Source organism: Streptomyces sp. NPDC059696, from assembly GCF_042733745.1.
Taxonomy (GTDB): Bacteria; Actinomycetota; Actinomycetes; order Streptomycetales; family Streptomycetaceae; genus Streptomyces.
The window spans coordinates 64,288-88,354 of the sequence record NZ_JBHWFG010000002.1 but is presented as its reverse complement, the minus strand read 5'-3'; the positions used below and the strand labels follow the sequence as shown (position 1 = coordinate 88,354).

At 73.5% G+C, this 24,067-nt stretch carries 24 protein-coding genes; 18 read left to right on the top strand and 6 right to left on the bottom strand.

What is annotated here, in order from left to right:
- Nucleotides 1-39 precede the first annotated feature (39 nt).
- Nucleotides 40-411 carry a holo-ACP synthase gene (locus ACFV20_RS02205; RefSeq protein ID WP_385651460.1) on the top strand — a complete coding sequence of 124 codons (372 nt, stop codon included), beginning with the start codon at nucleotides 40-42 and terminating at the stop codon, nucleotides 409-411.
- Nucleotides 412-433: 22 nt separating this feature from the next.
- Here ACFV20_RS02205 and ACFV20_RS02200 read toward each other — a convergent pair whose 3' ends face one another.
- Both ACFV20_RS02200 and ACFV20_RS02195 read right to left on the bottom strand, forming a co-directional pair.
- On the bottom strand, nucleotides 434-706 hold the full coding sequence (locus ACFV20_RS02200) for a hypothetical protein (RefSeq protein WP_385651457.1): 273 nt from the start codon (nucleotides 704-706) through the stop codon (nucleotides 434-436).
- Nucleotides 707-952: 246 nt separating this feature from the next.
- Nucleotides 953-2,107, bottom strand: a complete 1,155-nt coding sequence (locus ACFV20_RS02195; protein ID WP_385651454.1) for a hypothetical protein — start codon at nucleotides 2,105-2,107, stop codon at nucleotides 953-955.
- A gap of 210 nt (nucleotides 2,108-2,317) precedes the next feature.
- Here ACFV20_RS02195 and ACFV20_RS02190 point away from each other — a divergent pair, with 210 nt between their 5' ends.
- The 5 genes from ACFV20_RS02190 to ACFV20_RS02170 all read left to right on the top strand — a co-directional run bounded on the left by ACFV20_RS02190 (nucleotide 2,318) and on the right by ACFV20_RS02170 (nucleotide 7,934).
- Nucleotides 2,318-3,748 carry an NAD(P)H-hydrate dehydratase gene (locus ACFV20_RS02190; protein ID WP_385651452.1) on the top strand — a complete coding sequence of 477 codons (1,431 nt, stop codon included), beginning with the start codon at nucleotides 2,318-2,320 and terminating at the stop codon, nucleotides 3,746-3,748.
- 763 nt (nucleotides 3,749-4,511) lie between these two features.
- Nucleotides 4,512-5,678, top strand: a complete 1,167-nt coding sequence (gene alr, locus ACFV20_RS02185; RefSeq protein WP_385651449.1) for an alanine racemase — start codon at nucleotides 4,512-4,514, stop codon at nucleotides 5,676-5,678.
- Nucleotides 5,679-5,784: 106 nt separating this feature from the next.
- Nucleotides 5,785-7,044, top strand: a complete 1,260-nt coding sequence (locus tag ACFV20_RS02180; RefSeq protein ID WP_385651446.1) for an alpha/beta fold hydrolase — start codon at nucleotides 5,785-5,787, stop codon at nucleotides 7,042-7,044.
- Complete coding sequence (gene tsaE, locus ACFV20_RS02175; RefSeq protein WP_385651445.1) at nucleotides 7,013-7,531, top strand: tRNA (adenosine(37)-N6)-threonylcarbamoyltransferase complex ATPase subunit type 1 TsaE; 519 nt, start codon at nucleotides 7,013-7,015, stop codon at nucleotides 7,529-7,531. The genes ACFV20_RS02180 and tsaE overlap by 32 nt, the downstream gene beginning before the upstream one ends.
- A gap of 235 nt (nucleotides 7,532-7,766) precedes the next feature.
- Nucleotides 7,767-7,934 carry a hypothetical protein gene (locus tag ACFV20_RS02170; protein ID WP_385651443.1) on the top strand — a complete coding sequence of 56 codons (168 nt, stop codon included), beginning with the start codon at nucleotides 7,767-7,769 and terminating at the stop codon, nucleotides 7,932-7,934.
- 52 nt (nucleotides 7,935-7,986) lie between these two features.
- On the opposite strand, the gene ACFV20_RS02165 is transcribed toward ACFV20_RS02170, so the two are convergent.
- Complete coding sequence (locus ACFV20_RS02165; RefSeq protein WP_385651441.1) at nucleotides 7,987-8,553, bottom strand: hypothetical protein; 567 nt, start codon at nucleotides 8,551-8,553, stop codon at nucleotides 7,987-7,989.
- A 113-nt stretch (nucleotides 8,554-8,666) separates the two neighbouring features.
- Here ACFV20_RS02165 and tsaB point away from each other — a divergent pair, with 113 nt between their 5' ends.
- Genes tsaB through ACFV20_RS02145 form a run of 4 tightly spaced genes read left to right on the top strand, consistent with a single transcriptional unit; the run spans nucleotide 8,667 to nucleotide 11,167 of the window.
- On the top strand, nucleotides 8,667-9,320 hold the full coding sequence (gene tsaB, locus ACFV20_RS02160) for a tRNA (adenosine(37)-N6)-threonylcarbamoyltransferase complex dimerization subunit type 1 TsaB (protein ID WP_385651438.1): 654 nt from the start codon (nucleotides 8,667-8,669) through the stop codon (nucleotides 9,318-9,320).
- The gene (gene rimI, locus ACFV20_RS02155) at nucleotides 9,317-9,823 is read left to right on the top strand and encodes a ribosomal protein S18-alanine N-acetyltransferase (protein WP_385651435.1); all 507 of its coding nucleotides are present in this window, start codon (nucleotides 9,317-9,319) and stop codon (nucleotides 9,821-9,823) included. The genes tsaB and rimI overlap by 4 nt, the downstream gene beginning before the upstream one ends.
- On the top strand, nucleotides 9,816-10,913 hold the full coding sequence (gene tsaD / locus ACFV20_RS02150; RefSeq protein ID WP_385651432.1) for a tRNA (adenosine(37)-N6)-threonylcarbamoyltransferase complex transferase subunit TsaD: 1,098 nt from the start codon (nucleotides 9,816-9,818) through the stop codon (nucleotides 10,911-10,913). Before rimI ends, tsaD begins: the two co-directional genes overlap by 8 nt.
- Entirely contained in the window at nucleotides 10,910-11,167 is a 258-nt protein-coding gene (locus tag ACFV20_RS02145) for a hypothetical protein (protein ID WP_385651430.1), read from the top strand. Before tsaD ends, ACFV20_RS02145 begins: the two co-directional genes overlap by 4 nt.
- A gap of 9 nt (nucleotides 11,168-11,176) precedes the next feature.
- Here the strand turns inward: ACFV20_RS02145 and ACFV20_RS02140 are convergent, their stop codons facing one another.
- Nucleotides 11,177-13,489 (bottom strand): glycoside hydrolase family 3 N-terminal domain-containing protein, encoded by a 2,313-nt coding sequence (locus tag ACFV20_RS02140; protein WP_385651427.1) that lies wholly within the window; start codon nucleotides 13,487-13,489, stop codon nucleotides 11,177-11,179.
- Nucleotides 13,490-13,626: 137 nt separating this feature from the next.
- Between ACFV20_RS02140 and ACFV20_RS02135 the strand changes: the two genes are divergently transcribed.
- The 4 genes from ACFV20_RS02135 to ACFV20_RS02120 all read left to right on the top strand — a co-directional run bounded on the left by ACFV20_RS02135 (nucleotide 13,627) and on the right by ACFV20_RS02120 (nucleotide 17,841).
- Nucleotides 13,627-14,691, top strand: coding sequence for a LacI family DNA-binding transcriptional regulator (locus ACFV20_RS02135; RefSeq protein ID WP_385651425.1), 1,065 nt, complete (start codon nucleotides 13,627-13,629; stop codon nucleotides 14,689-14,691).
- Nucleotides 14,692-14,843: 152 nt separating this feature from the next.
- Complete coding sequence (locus tag ACFV20_RS02130) at nucleotides 14,844-15,893, top strand: LCP family protein (RefSeq protein WP_385651423.1); 1,050 nt, start codon at nucleotides 14,844-14,846, stop codon at nucleotides 15,891-15,893.
- Between the two features lie 130 nt (nucleotides 15,894-16,023).
- Nucleotides 16,024-16,380, top strand: a complete 357-nt coding sequence (locus tag ACFV20_RS02125) for a YciI family protein (RefSeq protein ID WP_033311567.1) — start codon at nucleotides 16,024-16,026, stop codon at nucleotides 16,378-16,380.
- A gap of 255 nt (nucleotides 16,381-16,635) precedes the next feature.
- Nucleotides 16,636-17,841, top strand: a complete 1,206-nt coding sequence (locus ACFV20_RS02120; protein ID WP_385651958.1) for an RNA polymerase sigma factor — start codon at nucleotides 16,636-16,638, stop codon at nucleotides 17,839-17,841.
- A gap of 3 nt (nucleotides 17,842-17,844) precedes the next feature.
- Here ACFV20_RS02120 and ACFV20_RS02115 read toward each other — a convergent pair whose 3' ends face one another.
- The gene (locus tag ACFV20_RS02115; protein WP_385651420.1) at nucleotides 17,845-19,005 is read right to left on the bottom strand and encodes a methyltransferase domain-containing protein; all 1,161 of its coding nucleotides are present in this window, start codon (nucleotides 19,003-19,005) and stop codon (nucleotides 17,845-17,847) included.
- 297 nt (nucleotides 19,006-19,302) lie between these two features.
- Here ACFV20_RS02115 and ACFV20_RS02110 point away from each other — a divergent pair, with 297 nt between their 5' ends.
- The 4 genes from ACFV20_RS02110 (at nucleotide 19,303) to groL (ending at nucleotide 23,203) form a co-directional block, all read left to right on the top strand.
- A complete protein-coding gene (locus ACFV20_RS02110) occupies nucleotides 19,303-20,238 on the top strand; it encodes a polysaccharide deacetylase family protein (protein WP_385651417.1) in 936 nt (311 codons plus the stop codon).
- Entirely contained in the window at nucleotides 20,235-20,984 is a 750-nt protein-coding gene (locus tag ACFV20_RS02105; RefSeq protein ID WP_385651415.1) for a polysaccharide deacetylase family protein, read from the top strand. Before ACFV20_RS02110 ends, ACFV20_RS02105 begins: the two co-directional genes overlap by 4 nt.
- 169 nt (nucleotides 20,985-21,153) lie before the next feature.
- Nucleotides 21,154-21,462: a co-chaperone GroES gene (gene groES / locus ACFV20_RS02100; protein WP_003974211.1), complete on the top strand. Its 309-nt coding sequence runs from the start codon at nucleotides 21,154-21,156 to the stop codon at nucleotides 21,460-21,462.
- A gap of 115 nt (nucleotides 21,463-21,577) precedes the next feature.
- Entirely contained in the window at nucleotides 21,578-23,203 is a 1,626-nt protein-coding gene (gene groL / locus ACFV20_RS02095; protein WP_385651410.1) for a chaperonin GroEL, read from the top strand.
- A gap of 119 nt (nucleotides 23,204-23,322) precedes the next feature.
- On the opposite strand, the gene ACFV20_RS02090 is transcribed toward groL, so the two are convergent.
- Nucleotides 23,323-24,030, bottom strand: a complete 708-nt coding sequence (locus ACFV20_RS02090; RefSeq protein WP_385651407.1) for an ester cyclase — start codon at nucleotides 24,028-24,030, stop codon at nucleotides 23,323-23,325.
- Nucleotides 24,031-24,067: the final 37 nt, after the last annotated feature.

Here is a 24,067-nt window from a genome sequence, read left to right as displayed (position 1 = left end):
TCCGGGCGGGATTCGGCCCGTCACCGTAGGGTGCTGTCCATGAGCATCATCGGGGTCGGCATCGACGTTGCCGAGATCGAACGGTTCGCGGCTTCACTGGAGCGTACGCCCGCGCTGGCCGAGCGGCTCTTCCTGGAGCGGGAGCTGCTGCTGCCCAGCGGGGAGCGGCGGGGGGTCGCCTCGCTGGCCGCGCGGTTCGCGGCGAAGGAGGCGTTGGCCAAGGCGCTCGGTGCGCCGTCCGGGCTGCTCTGGACCGACGCCGAGGTGTGTGTCGAGGACAGCGGGCGGCCCTGGCTGCGGGTGACCGGGACGGTGGCGGCCCGGGCCGCCGAACTCGGCGTGCGGAGCTGGCATGTGTCGCTGAGTCACGACGCGGGCGTCGCCTCCGCGGTGGTCATCGCCGAGGGGTGAGACACGCCCCCTGGGGGCCCGGCTAATACAGGCCCCAGAGCAGCGTGGCGGTGCCGAGGAAGCCGATCGCGCCCAGGGTCGTACCGGCCGCGGCCGGCCACATCCGGCCGGTGCCCCTGCGGGCGTAGTGCAGGCCCATCGCCCCGAACGTCATCGCGAGCGCTCCGGCCAGGACCGTCCACGGGAACAGGAACGCCCAGGTGCCCACGGCCGAGAAGACGCCGAGGACCAGGGCCGTGGGGCCCAGGGCGGTGGCGGGGCTGTCGCTTTCCCTGGGTGCTGTCGAGCTGGTCATGTCTCGTCGATCCCCCTTTTGAACAAGTTCAAAACGTAGCCCGATGCTACCGGTCCGGCGTGGGCGACGGAACGGCGGGCGGCCGCTTCGGTGGACCGTGGGGCGGATCATCGCGCGGCCGGCAGGTGCACCAGCCGGTGCGCACCGGCCGGCCGACGGCTCCGGAGCCTGCGCGGGCAGGCAGGCGGGGGCTCCGAAGCCCGCGCGGGCAGGCAGGCCGGGGCTCCGGAGCCTGGGGGCGGCCGCTCAGCAGATCGACTGACTGCTGTTCACCCGGGTGATGTTGCGGAACGTCGTGTTCTCACCGCAGGGGCTCTCCCTGACGGCCGAGTCGGTGACCGTCAGGTTCTGGATGGTGATGTCCTTGTTGTTGGGGAACTCCGAGCGGGCCGCCAGGCGCAGTTCACCGCCGCCCGTGATGGTGCCGCCGCGCGCCGCGAGGCTGACGTTGTAGCAGTTCTCGATCAGCACCGAGTTGTTGCCGGTGCGGGAGAGCGTCACCTTGTCGATGACGGCCCCGCCGCTCTCCGAGACGCAGAAGACGCCGCGTCCGCCGCCGCGCGCGACGACCTCGCCGACGCGGATGTTGGTGGGGTAGCCGCTGCCGATCCGGCCGTTGCGGTTGGCCATGCGGAAGGCGGCGTACCCGGTGCCCGCGCCGGCGTTCTCGGCGTCCACCTTGGTGACGGTGGCGTTGACGGTCTGGTTGAGCAGCAGGCCCGACTCGCCGACGTTGCGGGCCGTGACGGTGCCGATCGTGAGGCCGTCGACGCCGTAGGTCTCGACCGCGTGGCTGGACGCGCCCGAGACGTAGACGTCGTCGATGCGGACGTTACGCGTCCACTGGCTGGTGTCGCCCCGGTTGTCGATGCGTACGCCCAGGCCGCGGGAGAGGCGCATGTCGATCCGGCCGAGCGTCACGTTCTGGACGTTGCGCAGGAAGATGCCGTACAGCGGGGTGCCGGTGAGCGTGAGGTTCTGGATCTCGACGTCACGGGTGCCGCGCGAGTAGACGGGCGCCTGGTCGCCCGAGCCGCTGCCGGTGACGTCGATCGTGCCGCAGACGTCGAGGACGGTGTAGCTGGGCAGCGAGATGCGCGCACCCGCCGGGACCGAACCCGAGCCGCGGACCACGACTCGTTCCTTCGACGTGCGCCCGGAGGTGAGGCTGTCGACGGCCGCCTGGACGGCGGCGCGCAGGTCGGTGCCGGTGTACACGGTGCTGCCGCCGCGCCGGGCGGTCCAGGTGTCGCCGCTGCGTACGGCCTCGGCCTGGTAGGAGCCGTCTCCGCAGGCCAGTGCGCGGGTGGGGGCGGCCGTGGCGGGGGCGGTCAGGGTGCCGGCGGCGGTGAGGAGGGCGGTGGCGCCGGCGGCGGCCAGTAATGCGGCTCTGCGTCCCATGGGGGCCTCGGTTTCGTCGGACGTGGGGGAAGGGCAGGCGGTGTGCGAGCCCGGTGTGCGCAGCGGGGTGCAAGCGCTTTCTGCGCGGCGGGGAGTCTGGCAAAGGGGCGGCGGAGCGTCAACGGCTGCGACCCGGTCGGTCGAGGCGGGAGACGCGCGGGGTGCGTGTGAGGGGGAGTGGTCCGGCGGTCCTGCGGGAAACTCGACCGCATGCGTACTGCCTACAGCGTGGAGACGGTCCGGAACGCCGAGCGGGAGCTGATGGCGCGGCTGCCGGAGGGGGCGCTGATGCAACGCGCCGCCGCCGGGCTGGCCGCGGCCTGCGCCGACCTGCTGGGGCGGGTGTACGGGAGCAGGGTCGTGCTGCTGGTCGGCAGTGGCGACAACGGCGGTGACGCCCTGTACGCCGGGGCCCGGCTGGCCCGCCGGGGGGCCGGGGTCACGGCGGTGCTGCTCGCGCCGGACCGGGCGCACGCCGCGGGGCTCGCGGCGTTGCGGCGGGCCGGGGGGTGGGTCGCGGGGGCCGGTCAGGGCGTGCCGCTCGTCGAGGGGGCGGACCTCGTCGTCGACGGGATCGTCGGGATCGGCGGGAAGGGTGGGCTGCGGCCGGACGCGGTGCCGTTGGCCGCCGCCGCCGAGCGATCGCGGGGTGCCGTCGTCGCCGTCGACCTGCCGAGCGGTGTCGACGCCGACACCGGGGAGGTGCACGGGGACGCCGTGCGGGCCGACCTGACCGTCACGTTCGGCACGCACAAGCCGGGTCTCCTGATCGACCCCGCCCGGGAGCACGCGGGGTCGGTGCGCCTGGTCGACATCGGCCTGGAGCTGCCGGCCGAGCCGGAGCTGGAGGCGCTGCAGCACGCGGACGCGGCCCGGGCGCTGCCGGTGCCGGGGGCGGAGAGCGACAAGTACCGGCGGGGCGTGGTCGGCATCGCCGCCGGGTCCGCGCGCTACCCGGGGGCCGCGGTGCTCGCCGTCTCGGGCGCGCTGCGGGGTGGGGCCGGGGCCGTGCGGTACGTCGGGCCGGCCGGGGACGCGGTCATCGCGCGGTTTCCCGAGACGCTCGTGTCGGACGGGGGGCCGAAGCACGCCGGACGGGTGCAGGCGTGGGTCGTCGGGCCGGGGGCCGGGGACGACGCGGTGACGGTGGCGGAGGTGCTGGCGGCGGAGGTGCCGGTGCTGATCGACGCCGACGGGCTGCGGCTGGCGGACGCGGAGACCGTGCGGGGGCGGCGGGCGCCGACGCTGATGACACCCCACGCGGGGGAGGCGGCGGCGCTGCTGGGCGTGGAACGGGCCGAGGTCGAGGGCGGGCGGCTGTCCGCGGTCCGGGAACTGGCGCGGCGTTACGGGGCGACCGTGCTGCTGAAGGGCTCCACGACGCTGGTGGCCGACTCGGCGGGCGGGCCGGTCCGCGTGAACCCGACCGGGACGGGCTGGCTGGCCACGGCCGGGAGCGGGGACGTGCTGTCGGGTCTGTGCGGGTCCTTGCTGGCGGCGGGGCTTTCCGCGGTGGACGCGGCGAGCGTGGGGGCGTATCTGCACGGGCTGGCCGGACGACTGGCGGCGGACGGGGCGCCGGTGGGTGCGCATGACGTGGCGGACACGATCCCGGAGGCCTGGCGGAACGTCCTGGGGTGAGCCGGGGGCGCAGAGGGCCGGGCGACCGGGTCCGATGGCGTGCTGGAGGGCCGGGCGACCGGGTCAGGATCGCCTGCTGGAGGGCTCGGGCGACCGGGTTCGGATGGCGTGCTGGAGGGCCGGACGGCCGAGTCCGGATGGGGTGCTGGAGGGCCGGGCGATCGGGTTCGGACGGCGTGCTGGAGGGCCGGGCGACCGGGTCCGGATGGTGTGCTGGAGAGCCGGGCGGCCGGGTCCGGATGGTGTGCTGGACGGCCGGGCGGCCGGGTCCGGATCGCGTGCTGGAGGGCCGGACGGCCGAGTCCGGATGGTGTGCTGGAGGGCCGGGCGGCCGGGTCCGGATGGTGTGCTGGGCGTCCGGGCGGCCGGTTTCGGCCGGGGCGTGGAGGATCGGGTGACCGGGGTTGGCCGGGGTGTACCTGAACACCGGCGGCCGGTTTCGGTCGGTGTGTGGAGGGCCGGGCGGCCGGGTTCGGCCGGGGGTTCGACGGCCGGGGTCGGTCATGGCGTAGCCGCGCACGGGCCGGACCACTCCGATGGCGGCACCGGAGCGACCGGTCCTGCTGCGTGGCACATCGCCGTACACCCCGGCCGCACCGCGGGCCGCTCCACGCCCCGCGCCGGGTCGTCCCGCCCCCGCCCTGCTCCCGGCAGCCCTTCCCCATCGCCGGTTCGCTCGGCGGCCCCGCTCCCGCTCGACCCGGGCGACGCACAGAGGTACGTAGGCGGTCTGCCCTCGGAGGCCTCTGAGACACTGGGCGCGATGAGCGAGAGAACAGCCCCGACCGCGCCCCTGCGGGCTCGGGCCGAGATCGATCTGGCGGCGCTGCGGGCCAATGTGCGGGCCCTGCGCGCCCATGCGCCGGGCGCGGCCGTGATGGCCGTGGTGAAGTCCGAGGCGTACGGCCACGGGGCCGTGCCGTGCGCCCGTGCGGCCGTCGCCGCGGGAGCGACCTGGCTGGGCACGGCCACGCCCGAGGAGGCCCTCGCCCTGCGGGCCGCCGGGCTGCCGGGCCGCATCATGTGCTGGCTGTGGACACCCGGAGGGCCCTGGCGCGAGGCGGTCGACGCCGAAATCGACGTGTCGGTCAGCGGCATGTGGGCCCTGCAGGAGGTCGTCGAGGCGGCCAGGGGAGCCGACCGGCCGGCCCGGGTGCAGCTGAAGGCCGACACCGGCCTCGGACGCAACGGGTGCCAGCCCGGCGACGACTGGGCCGCGCTCGTCTCCGCCGCGCTGCGGGCCGAGGCCGAGGGGCTGCTGCGCGTCACGGGACTGTGGTCGCACTTCGCCTGCGCCGACGAACCCGGGCACCCCTCCATCGCCGCCCAGCTGGCCGTGTTCCGGGACATGGTCGCCCACGCCGAGCAGCGGGGCGTGCGGCCCGAGGTCCGGCACATCGCCAACTCCCCGGCCACCCTCACGCTCCCCGAGAGCCACTTCGACCTGGTCCGCACCGGCATCGCCACGTACGGCATCTCGCCCAGCCCGGAGCTCGGCACCCCGGCCGACTTCGGGCTGCGGCCGGTGATGACCTTGTCCGCCTCGCTGGCCCTGGTCAAACACGTACCGGGCGGGCACGGCGTCAGTTACGGCCACCGGTACGTGACCCCCGGCCCGACGACCCTGGGCCTGGTCCCGCTGGGCTACGCGGACGGCATCCCGCGGCACGCCTCCTCGGCCGGCCCGGTCCTGGTCGAGGGCAAATGGCGCACGATCGCCGGGCGGGTCGCCATGGACCAGTTCGTGGTCGACCTGGGGGGAGACGAGCCGGTGGCGGGGAGCGATGCGGTCCTCTTCGGGCCGGGGGACCGGGGTGAGCCCACCGCGGAGGACTGGGCGCAGGCGGCCGGAACCATCGCCTACGAAATCGTGACCCGGATCGGAACGCGCGTTCCTCGCGTCTATGTGAATGAGGAACGGGACGGGTAACTCGGCACAGAGAACCGGTCACGCGAGAAACGGCAGTCACAACGGCACCATCGGCATCACCCCGACCCGGTGAACCCGATCGGCACCCGGCGAAGAGGAGCGGTACGTGAGCGAGAGCAGTGCGGAGGTCGTCGCGGACGTCGCCTCCGCGGCCGTCGCGGCCTCCGCCGCGGGGGCGGCGGGCGGCTGGCGCCGGGCGACCGGCGTCGCCGGGGTGGCGATAGGCGTGGTGGCCGCGGGCGCCGCCGCGGGCGTCGCGCTGGAGCGGATGACGGTCGGCCGCGGCATGCGCCAGAAGGCCCGGCTCGCCCTGGACTCGGCGGGACCCTACGGCTCGCTGCGGGGCATGCCCGGCAAGGCGTCCGCCGACGACGGCACGGAGCTCTACTACGAGGTCGACGACCTCGACGAGGAGGCCGCCCCCGCCGCCATCGGCCCGCGCCGCCGCCGGCTGTTCGGCCGTAAGTCACCCGCTCCCGTCACCGTCGTCTTCAGTCACGGCTACTGCCTCAGCCAGGACTCCTGGCACTTCCAGCGGGCCGCCCTGCGCGGCGTCGTGCGGACCGTGCACTGGGACCAGCGCAGCCACGGCCGGTCCGGGCGGGGCGTGGCCCAGACGCGGGACGACGAGCCGATCACGATCGAGCAGCTGGGCCGGGACCTGAAGGCCGTCATCGACGCGGCGGCGCCCGAGGGGCCTCTGGTGCTCGTGGGGCACTCCATGGGCGGCATGACGGTGATGGCGCTGGCCGACCAGTACCCGGAGCTGATCCGCGAACGGGTCGTCGGGGTCGCCTTCGTGGGGACGTCGTCGGGCCGGCTCGGCGAGGTCAACTACGGCCTGCCCGTCGCCGGGGTCAACGCGGTGCGGCGGGTGCTGCCCGGGGTGCTGAAGGCGCTGGGGCAGCGGGCCGAGCTGGTGGAGAAGGGGCGCCGGGCGACCGCGGACCTGTTCGCCGGGATCATCAAGCGGTACTCCTTCGCCTCCCGGGACGTCGACCCGGCCATCGCCCGGTTCGCCGAGCGGATGATCGAGAGCACCCCGATCGACGTGGTCGCCGAGTACTACCCGGCGTTCAACGACCACGACAAGACCGAGGCGCTCGCCCACTTCGCCGACCTGCCGGTGCTGGTGCTGGCCGGGGTGCAGGACCTGGTCACACCGAGCGAGCACAGCGAGGCCATCGCCGATCTGCTGCCGGACGCCGAGCTGGTGCTGGTGCCGGACGCGGGACACCTGGTGATGCTGGAACACCCGGAAGTGGTCACCGACCGCCTCGCCGACCTGCTCACCCGCACGGGTGCCGTGCCCGCAGGGGCTACCGTGAAGGGCTATGGAAGCACCAGCACCGCACAGCCCGGCTGAGCCCGGCTCCGTCCAGATCGTCGTCACGTCCCCCGAGCAGATGCGGGAGCTGGGCCGCCGGCTCGCGAAGCTGCTGCGCGCCGGTGACCTGGTGATGCTCAGCGGGGAGCTCGGCGCGGGCAAGACGACGCTGACCCGCGGCCTGGGCGAAGGGCTCGGCGTGCGCGGGGCCGTCACCTCGCCGACGTTCGTGATCGCCCGGGTGCACCCCGCGCTGGGCGACGGGCCGCCCCTGGTCCACGTCGACGCCTACCGGCTCTCCGGCGGGCTCGACGAGATGGAGGACCTCGACCTCGACGTCTCGCTGCCCGACTCCGTGATCGTCGTGGAGTGGGGCGAGGGCAAGGTCGAGGAGCTGACCGAGGACCGGCTCCAGGTCGTGATCCACCGGGCGGTGGGCGACACGACGGACGAGGTCCGGCAGATGACGCTCACCGGTGTGGGTGAACGCTGGGCCGAGGCGGACCTGAGCGTGCTCTCCGCCTGAGGCCCCTGCCCGGAGCCCTCACGCGGACCTGAAGCCGCTCTCTGGAGCCCTCACGCGGACCTGAAGCCCCTGCCTGGAGCCCTCACGCGGAGTCGCGGTGTGCGGTCTTTTGATGAACGTTCCGACAAGACGTCGGCAAGATGTTGCGTCCGGCGTCTTGTGCGTGGTCACATGGTATCCAGTCAGTGGTTAGGTGAACCTAACTACGTGTGCCCCGGTCCTTCGGGAGGCGTCCATGTCGGCCACAGAGAGCAAAGGGCAGCCGCAGCGGTTCGCGGTCGCCGGGGTGTCCATGCGCGACCTGCTGGCGGCCGGTGAGGCGGCCGCGCTGCTCTGCACGCCGCCGCGCGCCCCCCAGCCGGAACGCGCCGAGCGCGCCCCGGCCCACCGCGAAGCGGCCTGAGGATCCTCCGATCCCGATCCCGATCCCGTTCCCGCTCCCGGTCGCGATGCGCCTAGCGCACCACCACGACCGCGCGGCCGATCGTCGCGAACGTCCACATCGCGTCGCCGTCCGCCCGGGACTCGCGGATACCGCCCGTGCGGACCTTCGAGTCGGGGGCGGGGGCCGGGCCGGGCGACTCGTTCACGGCCGCGCTGAAGCCGACGACCACGCCGTCCACACTGGCGAAGCGCACCACGTGCTCGACCGGGACGCCGTCGGAGCCGGTCACCGCGTTCGAGCGCGACGTCACCGCGTAACGGCCCGGAGCCGGGTCCACCGCGCTGGGCTCGACCGCGAAGGTACGGCTGACCGCCTCGTCCCCGGCGACCAGCCACACCCGGTCGCGGCGCAGCGAGTACACCACCCGGGCGCCCTTCCCCGAGTCGGCGGGCAGCGCGGTCGGGTCCCGCTTGACCTGCGGCGCCTTCGACGTGCCGGGCGCCGGGGACACCCCCGCGTGCGCCGCCCTGCCCATCCCGGCCGGGACCGTCCGGGCGGCCTCGTGGGCGAGGTAGCCGACCGTCGCGAGGGCCGCGGCGGTGAGCCCGGCCACGATTCCCGAGCTGCTGGCTGTCACCGGCGTCCACCTCACGTCGTACGTCCCTGTCGTGACGGTAGGTGACGGTAGCAGCAGGTGACGACCCGACAGGTGCGACCGTGCCGGGCCCCCGGGAGCCGTAGGCTGTTTGCGTGCTCTTGCTCGCTCTGGATACCGCCACGCCCGCCGTCACCGTCGCCCTGCACGACGGACGCGACGTCATCGCCTCCTCGAGTCAGGTCGACGCACGGCGGCACGGGGAACTGCTGCTGCCGGCGATCGACCGGGTGCTCGCCGAGGCCGGTCTGCGGCTCGACGCCGTCACCGGGATCGTCGCCGGGATCGGCCCGGGACCGTACACCGGGCTGCGCGTCGGCCTGATGACCGCCGACACCTTCGGACTCGCCCTCGGCGTCCCCGTGCACGGCGTGTGCACCCTGGACGGCCTCGCCTACGCGGCCGACCTCCAGGGCCCGTTCGTCGTCGCCACCGACGCCCGCCGCAAGGAGGTGTACTGGGCCCGCTACGCCGACTCCCGCACCCGGGTCACCGACCCGGCCGTGGACCGGCCCGCCGACATCGCCGAGCAGGTCGAGGGGCTGCCCTCCGTCGGCGCGGGCGCGCTGCTGTACCCCGCCACCTTCCCCAAGGCGCACGAGCCGGAGCACGTGTCCGCCGCCGCCCTCGCCCGGCTGGCCGCGGAGAAGCTGGCCGCCGGCGAGGAACTGCCCGCGCCCCGGCCGCTGTACCTGCGCCGCCCCGACGCCCAGGTCCCCAAGAACTACAAGGTGGTCACCCCCAAGTGACCGAACCCGTGACGTACACGCTGCGTGAGATGCGCTGGTGGGACATCGACCCCGTCCTGGAGCTGGAACGGGAGCTGTTCCCCGAGGACGCCTGGTCCCGGGGCATGTTCTGGTCCGAGCTCGCCCATGCGCGCGGGCCCGAGGCCAACCGGCGGTACGTGGTCGCCGAGGCCGGCTCCCGGATCGTCGGGTACGCGGGTCTGGTCGCCACCGGCGAGCAGGCCGACGTGCAGACCATCGCCGTCTCCCGCGACCTGTGGGGTACCGGCCTCGGCGGCCGGCTCCTGGCCGAACTGCTGCGGGCCGCCACCACCTTCGAGTGCGCCGAGGTGATGCTGGAGTGCCGGGTCGACAACGTCCGCGCACAGAAGCTGTACGAGCGCTTCGGTTTTGAACCCATCGGTGTCCGGCGCGGCTACTACCAGCCGGGCAACGTGGACGCCCTGGTGATGCGCCTGACCGCCCCCGAGAACTCCGTACAAGGAACCGAGATCAATGGCTGACGAACCCCTCGTACTGGGAATCGAGACCTCCTGCGACGAGACCGGCGTCGGCATCGTCCGGGGCACCACCCTGCTGGCCGACGCCGTCGCCTCCAGCGTCGACGAGCACGCCCGCTTCGGCGGCGTCGTCCCCGAGGTCGCGAGCCGCGCCCATCTGGAGGCGATGGTCCCCACCATCGACCGCGCCCTGAAGGAGGCGGGCGTCACCGCCCGCGACCTCGACGGCATCGCCGTCACCGCCGGTCCCGGTCTCGCCGGTGCCCTGCTGGTCGGCGTCTCCGCCGCGAAGGCCTACGCCTACGCCCTCGGCAAGCCGCTCTACGGCGTCAACCACCTCGCCTCGCACATCTGCGTGGACCAGCTGGAGCACGGCGCGCTGCCCGAGCCGACCATGGCCCTGCTGGTCTCCGGCGGGCACTCCTCGCTGCTGCTGTCCTCGGACATCACCTCCGACGTCCGCCCGATGGGCGCCACCATCGACGACGCGGCCGGCGAGGCCTTCGACAAGATCGCCCGGGTGCTGAACCTCGGCTTCCCCGGCGGGCCGGTCATCGACCGGTACGCCAAGGAGGGCGACCCGAACGCGATCGCCTTCCCGCGCGGCCTGACCGGCCCCCGCGACCCGGCCTACGACTTCTCCTTCTCGGGGCTGAAGACCGCCGTCGCGCGCTGGATCGAGGCCAAGCGGGCGGCGGGGGAGGAGGTGCCGGTGCGGGACGTGGCGGCCTCCTTCCAGGAGGCGGTCGTGGACGTGCTGACCCGCAAGGCCGTGCGGGCCTGCAAGGACGAGGGCGTCGACCACCTGATGATCGGCGGTGGCGTGGCCGCCAACTCCCGGCTGCGCGTCCTCGCCCAGGAGCGCTGCGAGGCCGCGGGCATCCGGCTGCGCGTGCCGCGGCCCAAACTGTGCACGGACAACGGCGCGATGGTCGCCGCCCTGGGCGCCGAGATGGTCGCCCGCAACCGGGCGGCGTCGGCCTGGGACCTGTCGGCGGACTCCTCCCTGCCGGTGACCGAGCCGCACGTGCCCGGGCACGACCACGACCACGACCATGTGCACGAGGTCAGCAAGGAGAACCTCTACTCGTGACGGTCGCGCTGATGTGGGAGGCCCGGGCGGTTGAGGGACGGGGCGAGGAGCTTCTGGCCTGGGCACGCGCCCAGGACCTCCCCCGCGAGCCCCTGCGCCGGGAGACCCTCCGGGCACCCCAGGACCGCGTCCTGGTCCTCACCTGGTGGGACGCCCCCTACGACGCCGAACTGCCCGAACTCCCCGAGCCCGCCCCCGAGCTGACCACCCGGGCGGTACACCGCTGGCGTTTCGAGTCGGTGGGGCTCGGCTGACCGGGCCGGTCAGCGGGCCTCCCGGGACACCTCCGTCTCGCACCGCAGCCGCCGGTCGTGCCCCAGTACCCGCAGGGGCCCGGTGAGGTTCAGGCGGGTCGTGTGGCGTACGTCCGCGCTGGAGGCCGCCAGGCGCAGTTCCAGGGTGCCCGGCTCGACGACCCTGCGTCCCGAGCGGTCGGTGAAGGCCGACAGGTCCGTGTGGAAGCGGAAGGTGACCCGGGCCGCCTCGCCCGGGTCCAGTTCCAGCCGCCGGTAACCGATCAGCCGGACGTCGGGGCGGGTCACCGAGGCCACCGGGTCGTGCAGGTACAGCTGCACGACCTCGGCGCCCGCGCGGTCGCCGGTGTTGCGGACGGTCACCGACACGTCGTGGGAGCCGTCCGTGCCGATCTCGGCCGGACCGGCGGGGGTGCCGTCCTCCCAGGCGAACGCCGTGTACGAGCCGCCGTGGCCGAAGGCGTACAGCGGGGTCGGGTCGAGGTTGCTGACCTCGCCCGCCAGGCCCAGGGGCGGCTGCAGATAGGTCCAGGGCTGCCCGCCGGGGACCCGCGGCACGCTGACGGGCAGGCGGCCCGAGGGGTTCACACGGCCCGACAGGACGCCCGCCACGGCCGGGCCGCCCTCCTCGCCGGGGAAGAACGCCTGCACGACCGCGCCGAGGCGGCCGTGCCAGCGGCCCAGGGCGTAGGGGCGGCCGGTCAGCAGCACCAGCACCACGGGCACGCCCGTGGCGACCAGCGCGTCCAGCAGCTCGCCCTGGACACCCGGCAGGCCGAGGTCCGTCGCGTCGCAGCCCTCGCCCGAGGTGCCGCGCCCGAACAGGCCCGCCCGGTCGCCGAGCACCGCCACGCACACGTCCGCCTCGGCGGTGCGGGCGATCGCCTCCTCGAAGCCCCCGGTGTCAGGGTCCGTCACGTCACAGCCCTGCGCGAACGTCACCTTGGCATCGGGGAGCTCGGTGCGCAGGGCCTCCAGCACGGTCGGGATCTCGATACCGGCCGGCACCCCGGGGTGGTGGGTGAGGACGTGGGAGGGGAACGAGTAGCAGCCCAGCATGGCCAGGGCGTCGGCCGCCCGGGGGCCGACCACCGCGATGCGGGTGTCGGGGGCCAGCGGGAGCAGGCCGCCGGGGTTGTCGAGCAGGACCACCGACTCCTCGGCCATGCGGCGCGCGAGGATGCGGTTGCCCGTCGAGTCGAGCTCGATCCGGGCGGCCGGCTCCGGGGTCCAGTCCTCGTCCAGCAGGCCCAGTTCGCACTTCTGGAGCAGCACGCGGCGGGCCGCGCGGTCCACCAGCTCCTCGGGGATCTCGCCCGAGCCGACCGCCTCCAGCAGCGGCCTGCCGTAGCACTTGACGGTGGGCAGTTCGACGTCGATGCCGGCGGCCAGGGCCGCGTGGGCCGCCCCGGCGGGGGTGGCGGCGACCCGGTGGAGGCTCTGGAGGAAGCCGATGCCGAAGTAGTCGGCGACGACCGTGCCGGTGAAGCCCCACTCCTCGCGCAGGAGCCGGGACAGCAGCCCGGGGTCCGCGGAGGCCGGGACGCCGTCCGTCTCGGTGTAGGCGGCCATGACCGAACGGGCACCGCCCTCGCGCAGGGCCATCTCGAAGGGCGGCAGGGTGACGTCGGCGAACTCGCGGACACCGGCCCGTACCGGGGCGAGATTGCGGGCGCCGGCCGACGAGGCGTACCCGGCGAAGTGCTTGAGCGTCGCGACGATCCCGGCCGACTCCAGGCCCCGCACGTACGCGGTGCCGACCGTGCCGACCAGGTACGGGTCCTCGCCGATCGTCTCCTCCACACGGCCCCAGCGCGGATCGCGTACCACGTCCAGCACGGGTGCGAGACCCTGGTGGACGCCGGCCGAGCGCAGGTCGTCGCCGATGCGGCGGGCCATCTCCTCGACCAGCGGCGGATCCCAGGTCGCGCCCCAGGCCAGCGGGACCGGGTAGGCCGTGGCCTGCCAGGCGGTGAAGCCGGCCAGGCACTCCTCGTGCGCGATCGCCGGGATGCCGAAGCGCCCGGCCGCGGCGATACGGCGCTGGGCGCGCGCCAGGGCCTGCGCGCCGAGCGCCGGGGCCACGGGGGCGGTGCCGAAGGAGCGCGTGAGCTGTCCCAGGCCGTGGGTGATCAGCTCGGCCCAGTCGTACTCGACGGTCATGTCGTGCTGGTGCGGGGCGACCCCCTCGCCGTCCGTCGCGGCGCCCACCCACACGCCGTACAGCTGGGCGGTCTTCTCCTCCAGGGTCATCCGGGAGAGCAGGTCGTCGACACGGGCGGCGGCGGGCAACGCGGGGTCACGCCAGGGCGCGGTGGTCATGAAGCTCCTGTCGGGTGGACGGACGGCCCTCTCACGAACGAATCAACGAATGTTTCGTTATGAACTTCGAATGTTCCGGGAACCTATGGCGGTGCGAGGACTTCGTCAAGGGGGCCCGCAGGGTTACGATCGCCGCCATGACATCCCCGGAGCCCGTTGAAAGCCGGACGCAGACCCGGACAGAGGGGCGCACCGCGCAGACCGCGACACTCGCCGAGATCGCCCGTGAGGCGGGCGTCTCCGCGCCGACTGTTTCGAAGGTCCTCAACGGCCGGGCCGACGTCGCCCCGGCCACCCGGTCCCGCGTCGAGGGCCTGCTGCGCGCGCACGGCTACCGGCGCCGCCGTGCCGAGGCGACCCGCTCGCCCCTGATCGACCTCGTCTTCCACGAGCTGGAGAGCGCCTGGGCGATGGAGGTCATCCGGGGCGTGGAGAACGTGGCCCGGGACGCCGGGCTCAGCGTCGTGCTGTCCGAGAGCGCGGGGCGGCTCACCCCCGGGCGGACCTGGGCCGACCAGGTCGCCGCGCGCCGGCCGCACGGCGTGATCCTGGTCCTGTCCGGGCTCGACGAGTCCCAGCGGGCGCTGCTCACCAGCCGCTCCATCCCGTTCGTGGTGATGGACCCGGCCGGTGACCCGGGCGCCGACGTGCCCTCGATCGGCGCGACCAACTGGCAGGGCGGGCTCGCCGCCACCCGGCACCTGGTCGAGCTGGGGCACCGCAGGATCGGCGCGATCAGCGGGCCCTCGCAGATGATGTGCAGCCGGGCCCGGATCGACGGCTACCGGGCCGCGCTGGAGACGGCCGGGCTGCCGGTGGATCCCGCCCTGATCGCGAGCGGCGACTTCCACCACGAGGCCGGGTACCGGCTCGGCCTGGACATGCTGCGCCGCCCGGACCGGCCGACCGCGATCTTCGCCGGGAACGACCTGCAGGCGCTCGGGCTGTACGAGGCCGCGCGCGAGCTGGGGCTGCGCGTCCCCGAGGACCTGAGCGTGGTCGGGTTCGACGATCTGCCGGTGGCGCCCCTGGTCGGGCCGCCGCTGACGACCGTGCGGCAGCCGCTGACGGAGATGGCCGAGGCGGCGGCCAAGCTGGTGCTCGACCTCGGCCGGGACGGGGGGAGCCCGGCGGCGACCCGGGTGGAGCTGGCGACGAGCCTGGTGGTGCGCAGCAGCACGGCGGCACCCGCGGAACGGTAGGGGCCGCGTCGGCGGTTGATTCCGGCCACCCGCATGCCGAGCCGAAGTCAATCGGCTCCACTGCCGAAACTTTCGGCGGGCCCGCGTCCTGAAATCTGAGAATTTCCGAAGAAAGGGCGCCCTGAGACCCCTGCCCGTCATAATTCGGACTTATGTTCCTGCCCGTGACGGGACACAACGGGGACCAGGGCTCGGAAGCGGGCCGGCGGACGCGAGCGCTGAAAACGGCCGGCCTCCTCCTGGCGGGGACGCTGGTGCTGGGCGCCGGAGCGGCAGGCTGGGCCTACTGGCATCTCAGCGACAACATCACCGGCGTCGACATCGACGGCGCCCTGGGCGACAACCGGCCGCCGAAGCCGGTGACCACACCCTCGCCCTCGGCACCGGCCGCCCCGAGCGAGGCCCTCAACATCCTGGTCCTCGGCTCGGACTCGCGCAGCGGCGAGGACAACCGCAGACTCGGCGGCGGCGACAGCGCGGGCGCCCGTTCGGACACGGCGATGGTCGTCCACCTGGACGCGGGGCGGACCACCGCGACGGTGGTGAGCATCCCGCGCGACACCCTGGTCACCCGCCCGTCCTGCCCGCGCCCCTCCGGCGGCTCGACGCGGGTCGCCCGCCTCGCGATGTTCAACAGCGCGTACGAGGTGGGCGGCCCGGTGTGCGCGGTGAAGACGGTCGAGGCGATGACGAACGTCCGTATGGACCACTACCTCGAAATCGACTTCTCGGGTTTCGCCCGGCTCGTCGACGCGCTCGGCGGTGTCACCGTCACCACGGACGAGGACATCACCGACGAGGACAGCCACCTGCGGCTGAAGGCGGGCACGCATCACCTGGACGGCACCCGGGCCCTGGCGTTCGCCCGCACCCGGCACGGCATAGGCGACGGCAGCGACCTGGGCCGCATAGGCCTCCAGCAGCAGCTGGTGAAGGCCCTGCTGGAGCAGATCGCTGCCCAGGACCTGTTCACCGACCCGGCCAGGCTGTACCGCGTCGCCGACACGGTCACCGCCGGACTCACCGCCGACACCGGCCTGGACTCCCTCGCCGAACTGACCCGTCTCGGGCAGAGCCTGCAGGGGCTCACGGCGAGCGGGGTGCGGACGGTGATGATGCCGGTGGTGCCGGCGCCGTCGGACCCCAACCGGGTGGTCGCCGAGGAGCCGCAGGCCCGGAAACTGTGGGAGTCACTGCGCTGACCTGGGACGACGCGGCCCGGAAAAATCGTCGAAGAAAAATCCGGCGAGCGTGTCGATCCGGCGGCTCCCCGATCGACGCAGGGGTGAGAGCGGGGAGGAGCCCCGCTGTCCGACGACCGGAGGAGTCACCGTGCCGCGCTTTCTCACCCTGATCCGCATCGACGAGAAGAACGCCCCCGCCGAGGGGCCGAGCCCCGAGCTCATGGAGCGCATGGGCAAGCTGCTGGAGGAGATCACCAAGGCCGGCGTCATGCTCGACACGGCCGGGCTGACGCCGACCTCGGACGGCAGCCGGGTGACCTGGGAGGGCGGACAGCTGTCCGTCACCGACGGGCCGTTCACCGAGTCCAAGGAGGTCATCGGCGGCTACTCGATCAGCCAGTGCAAGGACAAGGCCGAGGCGATCGAGTGGACCAAGCGGTTCCTGTCCCTGCACGAGGACTACTGGACGATCACCGCCGAGGTCCGGCAGATCGCCGAGGACTGACCGTCCCGCACGGCCGGTTCCGCTTGGCCGGGCGGCACGAGGGGTGTCTGATGGTGGGCTGTGACCCCGCAGCCCACCCCGGCACCGCCCCCGGAACCGGCCCGGCCGTCCGTGTCCGGGTCCGCCCCGGCACCGCCCCCGGACCCGGCCCGGCCGACCGTGTCCGGGGCCGCCCCGGTACCGCCGCCGGAACCGGCCCGGCCGTCCGCGTCCCGGTCCGGCCGCGCCGCCGAGGCCATCGAGACCGTCTTCCGCATGGAGTCGCCGCGGATCATCGCCGGTGTCGCCCGGGTCGTCCGGGACGTCGGTATCGCCGAGGAACTCGCGCAGGACGCCCTGGTGTCCGCGCTGGAGCAGTGGCCACGGGACGGGGTGCCCGACAACCCGGGCGCCTGGCTCATGGCCACCGCCCGCCACCGCGCCGTCGACCTGGTCCGGCGCCGGGAGAACTACGCCCGCAAGCTGGCGGAGATCGGCCGGGACCTGCCGGCCGCGTCGCCCCCTCAGGAACCCGCCGACCCCGACGGCATCGACGACGACCTGCTGCGCCTGGTCTTCACCGCCTGTCACCCCGTCCTGTCCACCGAGGCCCGCACCGCCCTCACCCTGCGTCTGCTGGGCGGCCTCACCACGGCCGAGATCGCCCGTGCCTTCCTCGTCCCCGAGCCGACGATCGCCCAGCGCGTCGTCCGTGCCAAACGCACCCTCGCGACGCGGAACGTGGCCTTCGAGGTGCCCCACGGCCCCGACCGCGAGGCCCGGCTGGGTTCGGTCCTCGACGTCATCTACCTCATCTTCAACGAGGGGTACGCCGCCACGGCGGGCGACGACTGGCTGCGCCCGTCCCTGTGCGAGGACGCCCTGCGCCTGGCCCGGGTGCTCTCGGCGCTGATGCCGAAGGAGCCCGAGGTGCACGGCCTCACCGCGCTGCTGGAGCTCCAGGCGTCCCGGACGGCGGCCCGTACCGGCCCCTCCGGTGAGCCGGTCCTGCTGAAGGACCAGAACCGCTCCCGCTGGAACCGCATGCTCATCGGCCGCGGCTTCGCGGCGCTGGGCCGGGCCGAGGCCACCTCCTCCGGCGCCCCGGGCCCGTACACCCTGCAAGCGGCCATCGCCGCCTGCCACGCGCACGCGTACACCTACGAGGAGACCGACTGGGCCCGTATCGCCACCCTCTACAGCCTTCTGGCCGCCCGCTCCCCGTCGCCGGTCGTGGAGCTGAACCGCGCGGTGGCCGTCTCGATGTCCGAGGGCCCGGCCCCGGCCCTCGCCCTCGTCGACGCGCTGGCCGGCGATCCCGCCCTGCGCGACTACCACCTGCTGCCCAGCGTCCGCGGCGACCTCCTGGCCCGGCTGGGCCGGACGGAGGAGGCCCGGGCGGAGTTCGCACGGGCGGCGTCGCTCACCCGGAACGAGCGGGAGCGGCACCTGCTGCTGCGGAGGGCGGCCGAACCGTCCTGACGCTCAGGCGGGGTGCCCGACGAGCATCGCCGGGCCGCCCGCGACCCGGGTCAGGAACACCGTCGCCGCGTGCGGGCCCTGCGGCTTGACCTTCCTGCGGAGCTCCTCCGGCTCGACCGCCGACCCCCGCTTCTTCACGGTCAGCGTGCCGACCTGACGCTCCCGCAGGAGTGCCTTCAGCTTCTTGACGTTGAAGGGGAGGTGGTCGGTGATCTCGTAGGCCGTGGCGTACGGGGTGGGGCGCAGGGCGTCGGCCGTGACGTACGCGATCGTCGCGTCGAGCAGACCGCCGTCGACCTGCTCGGCCACCTCGGCGACCAGGTGGGCGCGGATGACGGCGCCGTCGGGCTCGTAGAGGTAGCGGCCGGGCGGGCGGACGTCCGGGTCGGGCAGACCGCGGGAGAGCAGGCTGCGGGGGCCGGGCAGGAGGGTCGCCCGGACCGCCCCCGGCTCGGTGCCGAACCACAGCACGGCCTCCTTGACGTCCCCGCCATCGGAGATCCACTCCGCCTCGGCGTCCTCGGGGACCGCCTCGTGCGGGACGCCGGGGGCGATCTTCAGCGCGGCGTGGGGCGCCCGGCGCGCGGCGGAGACCGCCCAGGACAGCGGCGGCGAGTAGGCCTCGGGGTCGAAGATCCGGCCGCGGCCGCCGCGCCGGGCGGGGTCGACGAACACGGCGTCGAATCCGGCCGTGTCCACCTCCGTGACGTCCGCCTCGCGCACCTCGACCAGGCCGGCCAGGCCCAGCGCCTCGGCGTTGGCCCGGGCCGCGGCGGCCGTCCCCGGGTCGCGGTCCACGGCCAGGACCCGGATGCCGGCCCGGGCCAGCGCGATCGCGTCACCGCCGATGCCGCAGCACAGGTCGGCGACCGAGGTGATGCCCGCCTCGGCCATCCGCCGGGCCCGGTAGGCCGCCACGCTCGCCCGCGTCGACTGCTCGACCCCGTTCGGCGTGAAGAACATCCGGCCCGCGTCCTCCGCCCCGAACTTCGCCACCGCCCGCTGCCGCAGCCGTGCCTGGCCGAGCGCCGCCGACACCAGTTCCGCGGGGTGCTCGCGGCGCAGCCGGGTCGCGACGGCCAGCTCCCGCGCCGGGTCGGTGTCCCGCACCTCGTCGAGGAGGGCGCTGCCTTCGGGGGTGAGGAGGAGGTCGAGGTCGTTCACCGGATCATTGTCGGCCACGGCGGGGGAGGGGGTGCGGCCGGTGCCGGTCGGGGGTTGCCGATGCGCGGGGGTACGGCGGGCTGTGGGGGTTGCCGGAGCGCGGGGTTGTCCAGTGCCGGGGATGGCGGCTGGTCGGAGTTGCCGATGCGCAGCGGGATCGTGGTCGGCCGGGTGCTGACGGAGGGAGCGCGGCCCGTTCCCGGTGGGGGCCGGGGTTTGGGCCAGTCGGTGGATGGTCGGGCGCCGGCCGCGGTGTCGGGCGGGATCGCCCGGAGGGGGCTGGGAGGATCCGGCACCATGCGAGCAGTCGTACAAAACGATAAAAGCCGGGCATGGGGGCGGGCGCCCGCCGGCGCACGGATCATCCTCGCCGTGCTCGTCCTCGCCGCCATCGCCTCCGGCTGCGCGCAGGACGGCGGCGACCAGGTCACCCCGGCCGGCGGCCAGCAGCCCCTCGACGCGCCCCCGGCCCGCGCGCTCGACTCCTACGCCACCCGACTGCGCGCCGCGCACGCCGCCCGGGTCGCCGCCGCACACCGCTGGGACCTGCGCAGGACCCTGTCGGCCGCCCCGCCCGCCCCCGTGACGAAGCCCAGGATCAGGACCCGCAAGGGCTTCGAGGTGGAAGGCCACCGGGAGCTGGACCTCCCGCCCGTCTTCACGAGGATCCCCACCAGCGACAAGGTCGTCTTCCTCACCGTCGACGACGGGGCCGAGAAGGACCCCGCGTTCCTGCGGATGATGCGCGACCTCGACGTGCCCTACAGCGCCTTCCTCAGCGGCTACCTGGTCAAGGACGACCCCGGCTACTTCCGGAGGATGCAGTCCGGGGGCGTGGCGCTGCACAACCACACCCTGTACCACCCCAACCTGCGGGGCCTGTCGTACCGGGCGCAGAAGCGCGAGATCTGCGGCATGCAGCGCTACATGCAAAGACAGTTCGGCACGCGCCCCGCACTCTTCCGCCCGCCCTACGGCAGCTACGACCGGTCGACCCTGCGCGCCGCCAAGGCCTGCGGCATCGCGTACGTGCCCCTGTGGAACGAGGAGGTCTTCGCCGACCACTGGGAGTACCGCGACGGGGGCCGCAGGCTGCGCCCGGGCGACATCGTCCTCACGCACTTCCGGGGACGCGACCAGTGGAAGGGCACGATGGCCGACATGGTCCGCCGCTTCCTGAACAAGGTCACGGCCCAGGGCTACACGGTCGCGCGGCTGGAGGACTACCTGTGAGGCGGACGGCCGCCGCCCTGCTGTGCGCGGCCCTGCTGACCGGCTGCGCCGGGGGCGCGGGGGAGCGGCCCGGCGCAGCCGACGGCCGGGCGCAGGACCCGTCCCGCGGGGTGGGCGACACCCGCCGGCTGCCGCCCGTCGTGGACCATGTCCCCACCCGCGAGCCGGTCGTCTTCCTCACCTACGACGACGGCGCCGAGCGCGACCCCCGCTTCATCGGCCTCGTCCGCGAACGGCGGCTCCCGGTCAGCATGTTCCTCACCGACAGCGTCGTGGGTCCCGGCTACGGACACTTCGCCCGGCTGCGCGCGGTCGGCGCGTCCCTGCAGAACCACACCCTCGACCACCCCGCCCTGCGTGGCCTGCCCTACGCCGGGCAGCGCGCCGAGATCTGCGGCCAGCAGCACAAACTCCGCTCGCGCTTCGGCGTCACCCCCCGGCTCTTCCGCCCGCCCTACGGCACCTACGACACCACGACCCTGCGCGCCGCCGCCGACTGCGGCATCACCGCGGTCGTCCTGTGGCGCGCGTCCCTGGGCGCCGACGGCGACCTGACGTACACCCGGGGCGCGCACGAGCTGCGGCCCGGGGACATCGTCTCGGTGCCGTCCGGGGAGACCGGGTCCCCGACCCTCACGGAACGGACCGGGCGCCTGCTGCGGGAGATCGGGGAACGGGGGCTGCGGGTGGGGCGGCTCGAGGACCACCTGGAGAGGGCAGTTGCCCGACGCGCCGTCGGCAATTAGCAGTCCGCTTGACCGAGTGCTAATCGCAGTCATAGTCTCGGCTCTGGCACTCCCCCTAGGAGAGTGCCAACACAGCGACGGGCAGGTCCGGCACCCGCGACGACGGATCCACCTGGTCGCCACCTCAGACAGTTAACCCCGTGAGATCTCCGAAGGGGGAGGTCGGATCGTGACGACCACCAGCTCCAAGGTTGCCATCAAGCCGCTCGAGGACCGCATCGTGGTCCAGCCGCTCGACGCCGAGCAGACCACCGCCTCTGGCCTGGTCATCCCGGACACCGCCAAGGAGAAGCCCCAGGAGGGCGTCGTCCTGGCCGTGGGCCCGGGCCGCTTCGAGGACGGCAACCGTCTTCCGCTCGACGTCTCCGTCGGCGACGTCGTGCTCTACAGCAAGTACGGCGGCACCGAGGTGAAGTACAACGGCGAGGAGTACCTCGTCCTCTCGGCCCGCGACGTGCTCGCGATCGTCGAGAAGTAATTCACCCCAAGCACCTTGCTTTGACTGCGCCCCTGGCTCCCGCTATCGCCAATAAGCCGGGCGCCCGGGGCGCAGTGCCGTATATCCCAGATTCCGGAAGAGGGCTCACGCTCCCATGGCGAAGATCCTGAAGTTCGACGAGGACGCCCGTCGCGCCCTCGAGCGCGGCGTCAACAAGCTTGCCGACACGGTCAAGGTGACGATCGGCCCCAAGGGCCGCAACGTCGTCATCGACAAGAAGTTCGGCGCTCCCACCATCACCAACGACGGTGTGACCATCGCCCGTGAGGTCGAGGTCGAGGACCCGTACGAGAACCTCGGTGCCCAGCTGGTCAAGGAGGTGGCGACCAAGACCAACGACATCGCGGGTGACGGTACGACCACCGCGACCGTGCTCGCCCAGGCGCTCGTGCGCGAGGGCCTGAAGAACGTCGCCGCCGGTGCCTCCCCGGCCGCCCTGAAGAAGGGCATCGACGCCGCCGTCAAGGCCGTCTCGGACGACCTGCTCGCCACGGCCCGCCCGATCGACGAGAAGTCCGACATCGCCGCCGTCGCCGCGCTGTCCGCCCAGGACCAGCAGGTCGGCGAGCTCATCGCCGAGGCGATGGACAAGGTCGGCAAGGACGGTGTCATCACCGTCGAGGAGTCCAACACCTTCGGTCTGGAGCTGGACTTCACCGAGGGCATGGCCTTCGACAAGGGCTACCTGTCGCCGTACTTCGTGACGGACCAGGAGCGCATGGAAGCAGTCCTGGACGACCCGTACATCCTCATCACGCAGGGCAAGATCTCCGCCATCGCGGACCTGCTGCCGCTGCTGGAGAAGGTCATCCAGGCCAACGCCTCCAAGCCGCTGCTGATCATCGCCGAGGACGTCGAGGGCGAGGCCCTGTCGACCCTCGTCGTGAACAAGATCCGTGGCACCTTCAACGCCGTCGCCGTGAAGGCCCCCGGCTTCGGCGACCGCCGCAAGGCGATGCTGCAGGACATGGCCGTCCTCACCGGCGCCACGGTCGTCTCCGAGGAGGTCGGCCTCAAGCTCGACCAGGTCGGCCTGGACGTCCTCGGCTCCGCCCGCCGCGTCACCGTCACCAAGGACGACACCACCATCGTCGACGGCGCCGGCAAGAAGGAAGACGTGCACGGCCGCGTCGCCCAGATCAAGGCCGAGATCGAGACCACCGACTCCGACTGGGACCGCGAGAAGCTCCAGGAGCGCCTCGCGAAGCTGGCCGGCGGCGTGTGCGTCATCCGCGTGGGTGCCGCCACCGAGGTCGAGCTCAAGGAGCGCAAGCACCGTCTGGAGGACGCCATCTCCGCGACCCGCGCCGCGGTCGAGGAGGGCATCGTCTCCGGTGGTGGCTCCGCGCTGGTCCACGCCGTCAAGGTCCTCGAGGGCAACCTCGGCAAGACCGGCGACGAGGCCACCGGTGTCGCGGTCGTCCGCCGCGCCGCCGTCGAGCCGCTGCGCTGGATCGCCGAGAACGCCGGTCTCGAGGGCTACGTCATCACCTCGAAGGTCGCCGAGCTCGACAAGGGCCAGGGCTTCAACGCCGCCACCGGCGAGTACGGCGACCTGGTGAAGGCCGGCGTCATCGACCCGGTCAAGGTCACCCGCTCCGCCCTGGAGAACGCGGCCTCCATCGCCTCCCTCCTCCTCACGACCGAGACCCTGGTCGTCGAGAAGAAGGAAGAGGAGGAGCCGGCCGCCGCGGGCCACGGCCACGGCCACGCCCACTGAGGCACCGACCTCGTAGCAGAAGCCCCCGTTCCGCCCACGCGGAACGGGGGCTTCTCCCGTTGCGTCCATCGGGTTGTTTCCGTCGATCACAACTCCAGCGGCCCGGTCGGGCCCGCCGGTCACAGCTCCAGCGGCTCCAGCACCCCGAGCTGCTGCATCAGCCCCAGCCGGTCGTACTGCCACCAGCCCTCGGCGATCTTCCCGTCCGGAGTGCAGCGGTGGACGGTCGTCCCGGTCATGGTGACCTCCTGACCGGTCGGCGGGATCCCGAGGAACTCGCCGGTGTGCCGCCCGTGGAAGGTCCACCGGGTGCACACCCGGTCGCCCTGCGCCATCTGGTCCTCGATGGTGAACGAGAAGTCGAAGCCGCCCCGCCACACCTCCACCTCGCGCCGGAGCGCGTCCAGCCCGATGACATCCTGCACATTGCCGGGATCGTGGTCGTGGTAGTCCTCGACGAACACGTCGTTGAACGGCGGCGCGTCCCCCTTCCCCGGTGCGAGCTCGAAGAACCTGCGCGCGGTGGCCGCGTACAGCTGCTCGTCCCGCACCACGTCCAGGTCCGTGAAGGTCGGTGTCTCCTCGCAGAGCGCCACCATGTCCTTGAAGATCCGGTCGGTCTCCGGCAGCCCGGAGTTGCGCATCGCCTCCTCGTACGACGGGAACTCCACGATCTCCACGATGTGCGAGGCGTCGGACCGGTCCTTGGCCACCACACTGTGCGACGCGGTCCGCTTCCCCTTGGTCTGCTCGACCCACCGGTCCATCAGCCGGTTCATCTCGTCGAGCCGGCTGGTCCTGCATTCGATGAGCTGTACGAAGGTCATGGCCTCGCCTCCGGCCCCCCTGGGTCCGGCTGAACAG

Excerpts from the sequence above, each read along its gene's own strand:
- ACFV20_RS02130 (WP_385651423.1), top strand. The coding sequence starts at position 14,844 with ATGTTCCTGCCCGTGACGGGACACAACGGGGACCAGGGCTCGGAAGCG.
- ACFV20_RS02200 (WP_385651457.1), bottom strand. The coding sequence starts at position 706 with ATGACCAGCTCGACAGCACCCAGGGAAAGCGACAGCCCCGCCACCGCC.
- groL (WP_385651410.1), top strand. The coding sequence starts at position 21,578 with ATGGCGAAGATCCTGAAGTTCGACGAGGACGCCCGTCGCGCCCTCGAG.
- ACFV20_RS02140 (WP_385651427.1), bottom strand. The coding sequence starts at position 13,489 with ATGACCACCGCGCCCTGGCGTGACCCCGCGTTGCCCGCCGCCGCCCGT.
- ACFV20_RS02195 (WP_385651454.1), bottom strand. The coding sequence starts at position 2,107 with ATGGGACGCAGAGCCGCATTACTGGCCGCCGCCGGCGCCACCGCCCTC.
- ACFV20_RS02090 (WP_385651407.1), bottom strand. The coding sequence starts at position 24,030 with ATGACCTTCGTACAGCTCATCGAATGCAGGACCAGCCGGCTCGACGAG.
- alr (WP_385651449.1), top strand. The coding sequence starts at position 4,512 with ATGAGCGAGAGAACAGCCCCGACCGCGCCCCTGCGGGCTCGGGCCGAG.
- ACFV20_RS02170 (WP_385651443.1), top strand. The coding sequence starts at position 7,767 with ATGTCGGCCACAGAGAGCAAAGGGCAGCCGCAGCGGTTCGCGGTCGCC.
- tsaE (WP_385651445.1), top strand. The coding sequence starts at position 7,013 with ATGGAAGCACCAGCACCGCACAGCCCGGCTGAGCCCGGCTCCGTCCAG.
- tsaD (WP_385651432.1), top strand. The coding sequence starts at position 9,816 with ATGGCTGACGAACCCCTCGTACTGGGAATCGAGACCTCCTGCGACGAG.
- ACFV20_RS02110 (WP_385651417.1), top strand. The coding sequence starts at position 19,303 with ATGCGAGCAGTCGTACAAAACGATAAAAGCCGGGCATGGGGGCGGGCG.
- ACFV20_RS02205 (WP_385651460.1), top strand. The coding sequence starts at position 40 with ATGAGCATCATCGGGGTCGGCATCGACGTTGCCGAGATCGAACGGTTC.
- ACFV20_RS02120 (WP_385651958.1), top strand. The coding sequence starts at position 16,636 with ATGGAGTCGCCGCGGATCATCGCCGGTGTCGCCCGGGTCGTCCGGGAC.
- ACFV20_RS02190 (WP_385651452.1), top strand. The coding sequence starts at position 2,318 with ATGCGTACTGCCTACAGCGTGGAGACGGTCCGGAACGCCGAGCGGGAG.
- ACFV20_RS02135 (WP_385651425.1), top strand. The coding sequence starts at position 13,627 with ATGACATCCCCGGAGCCCGTTGAAAGCCGGACGCAGACCCGGACAGAG.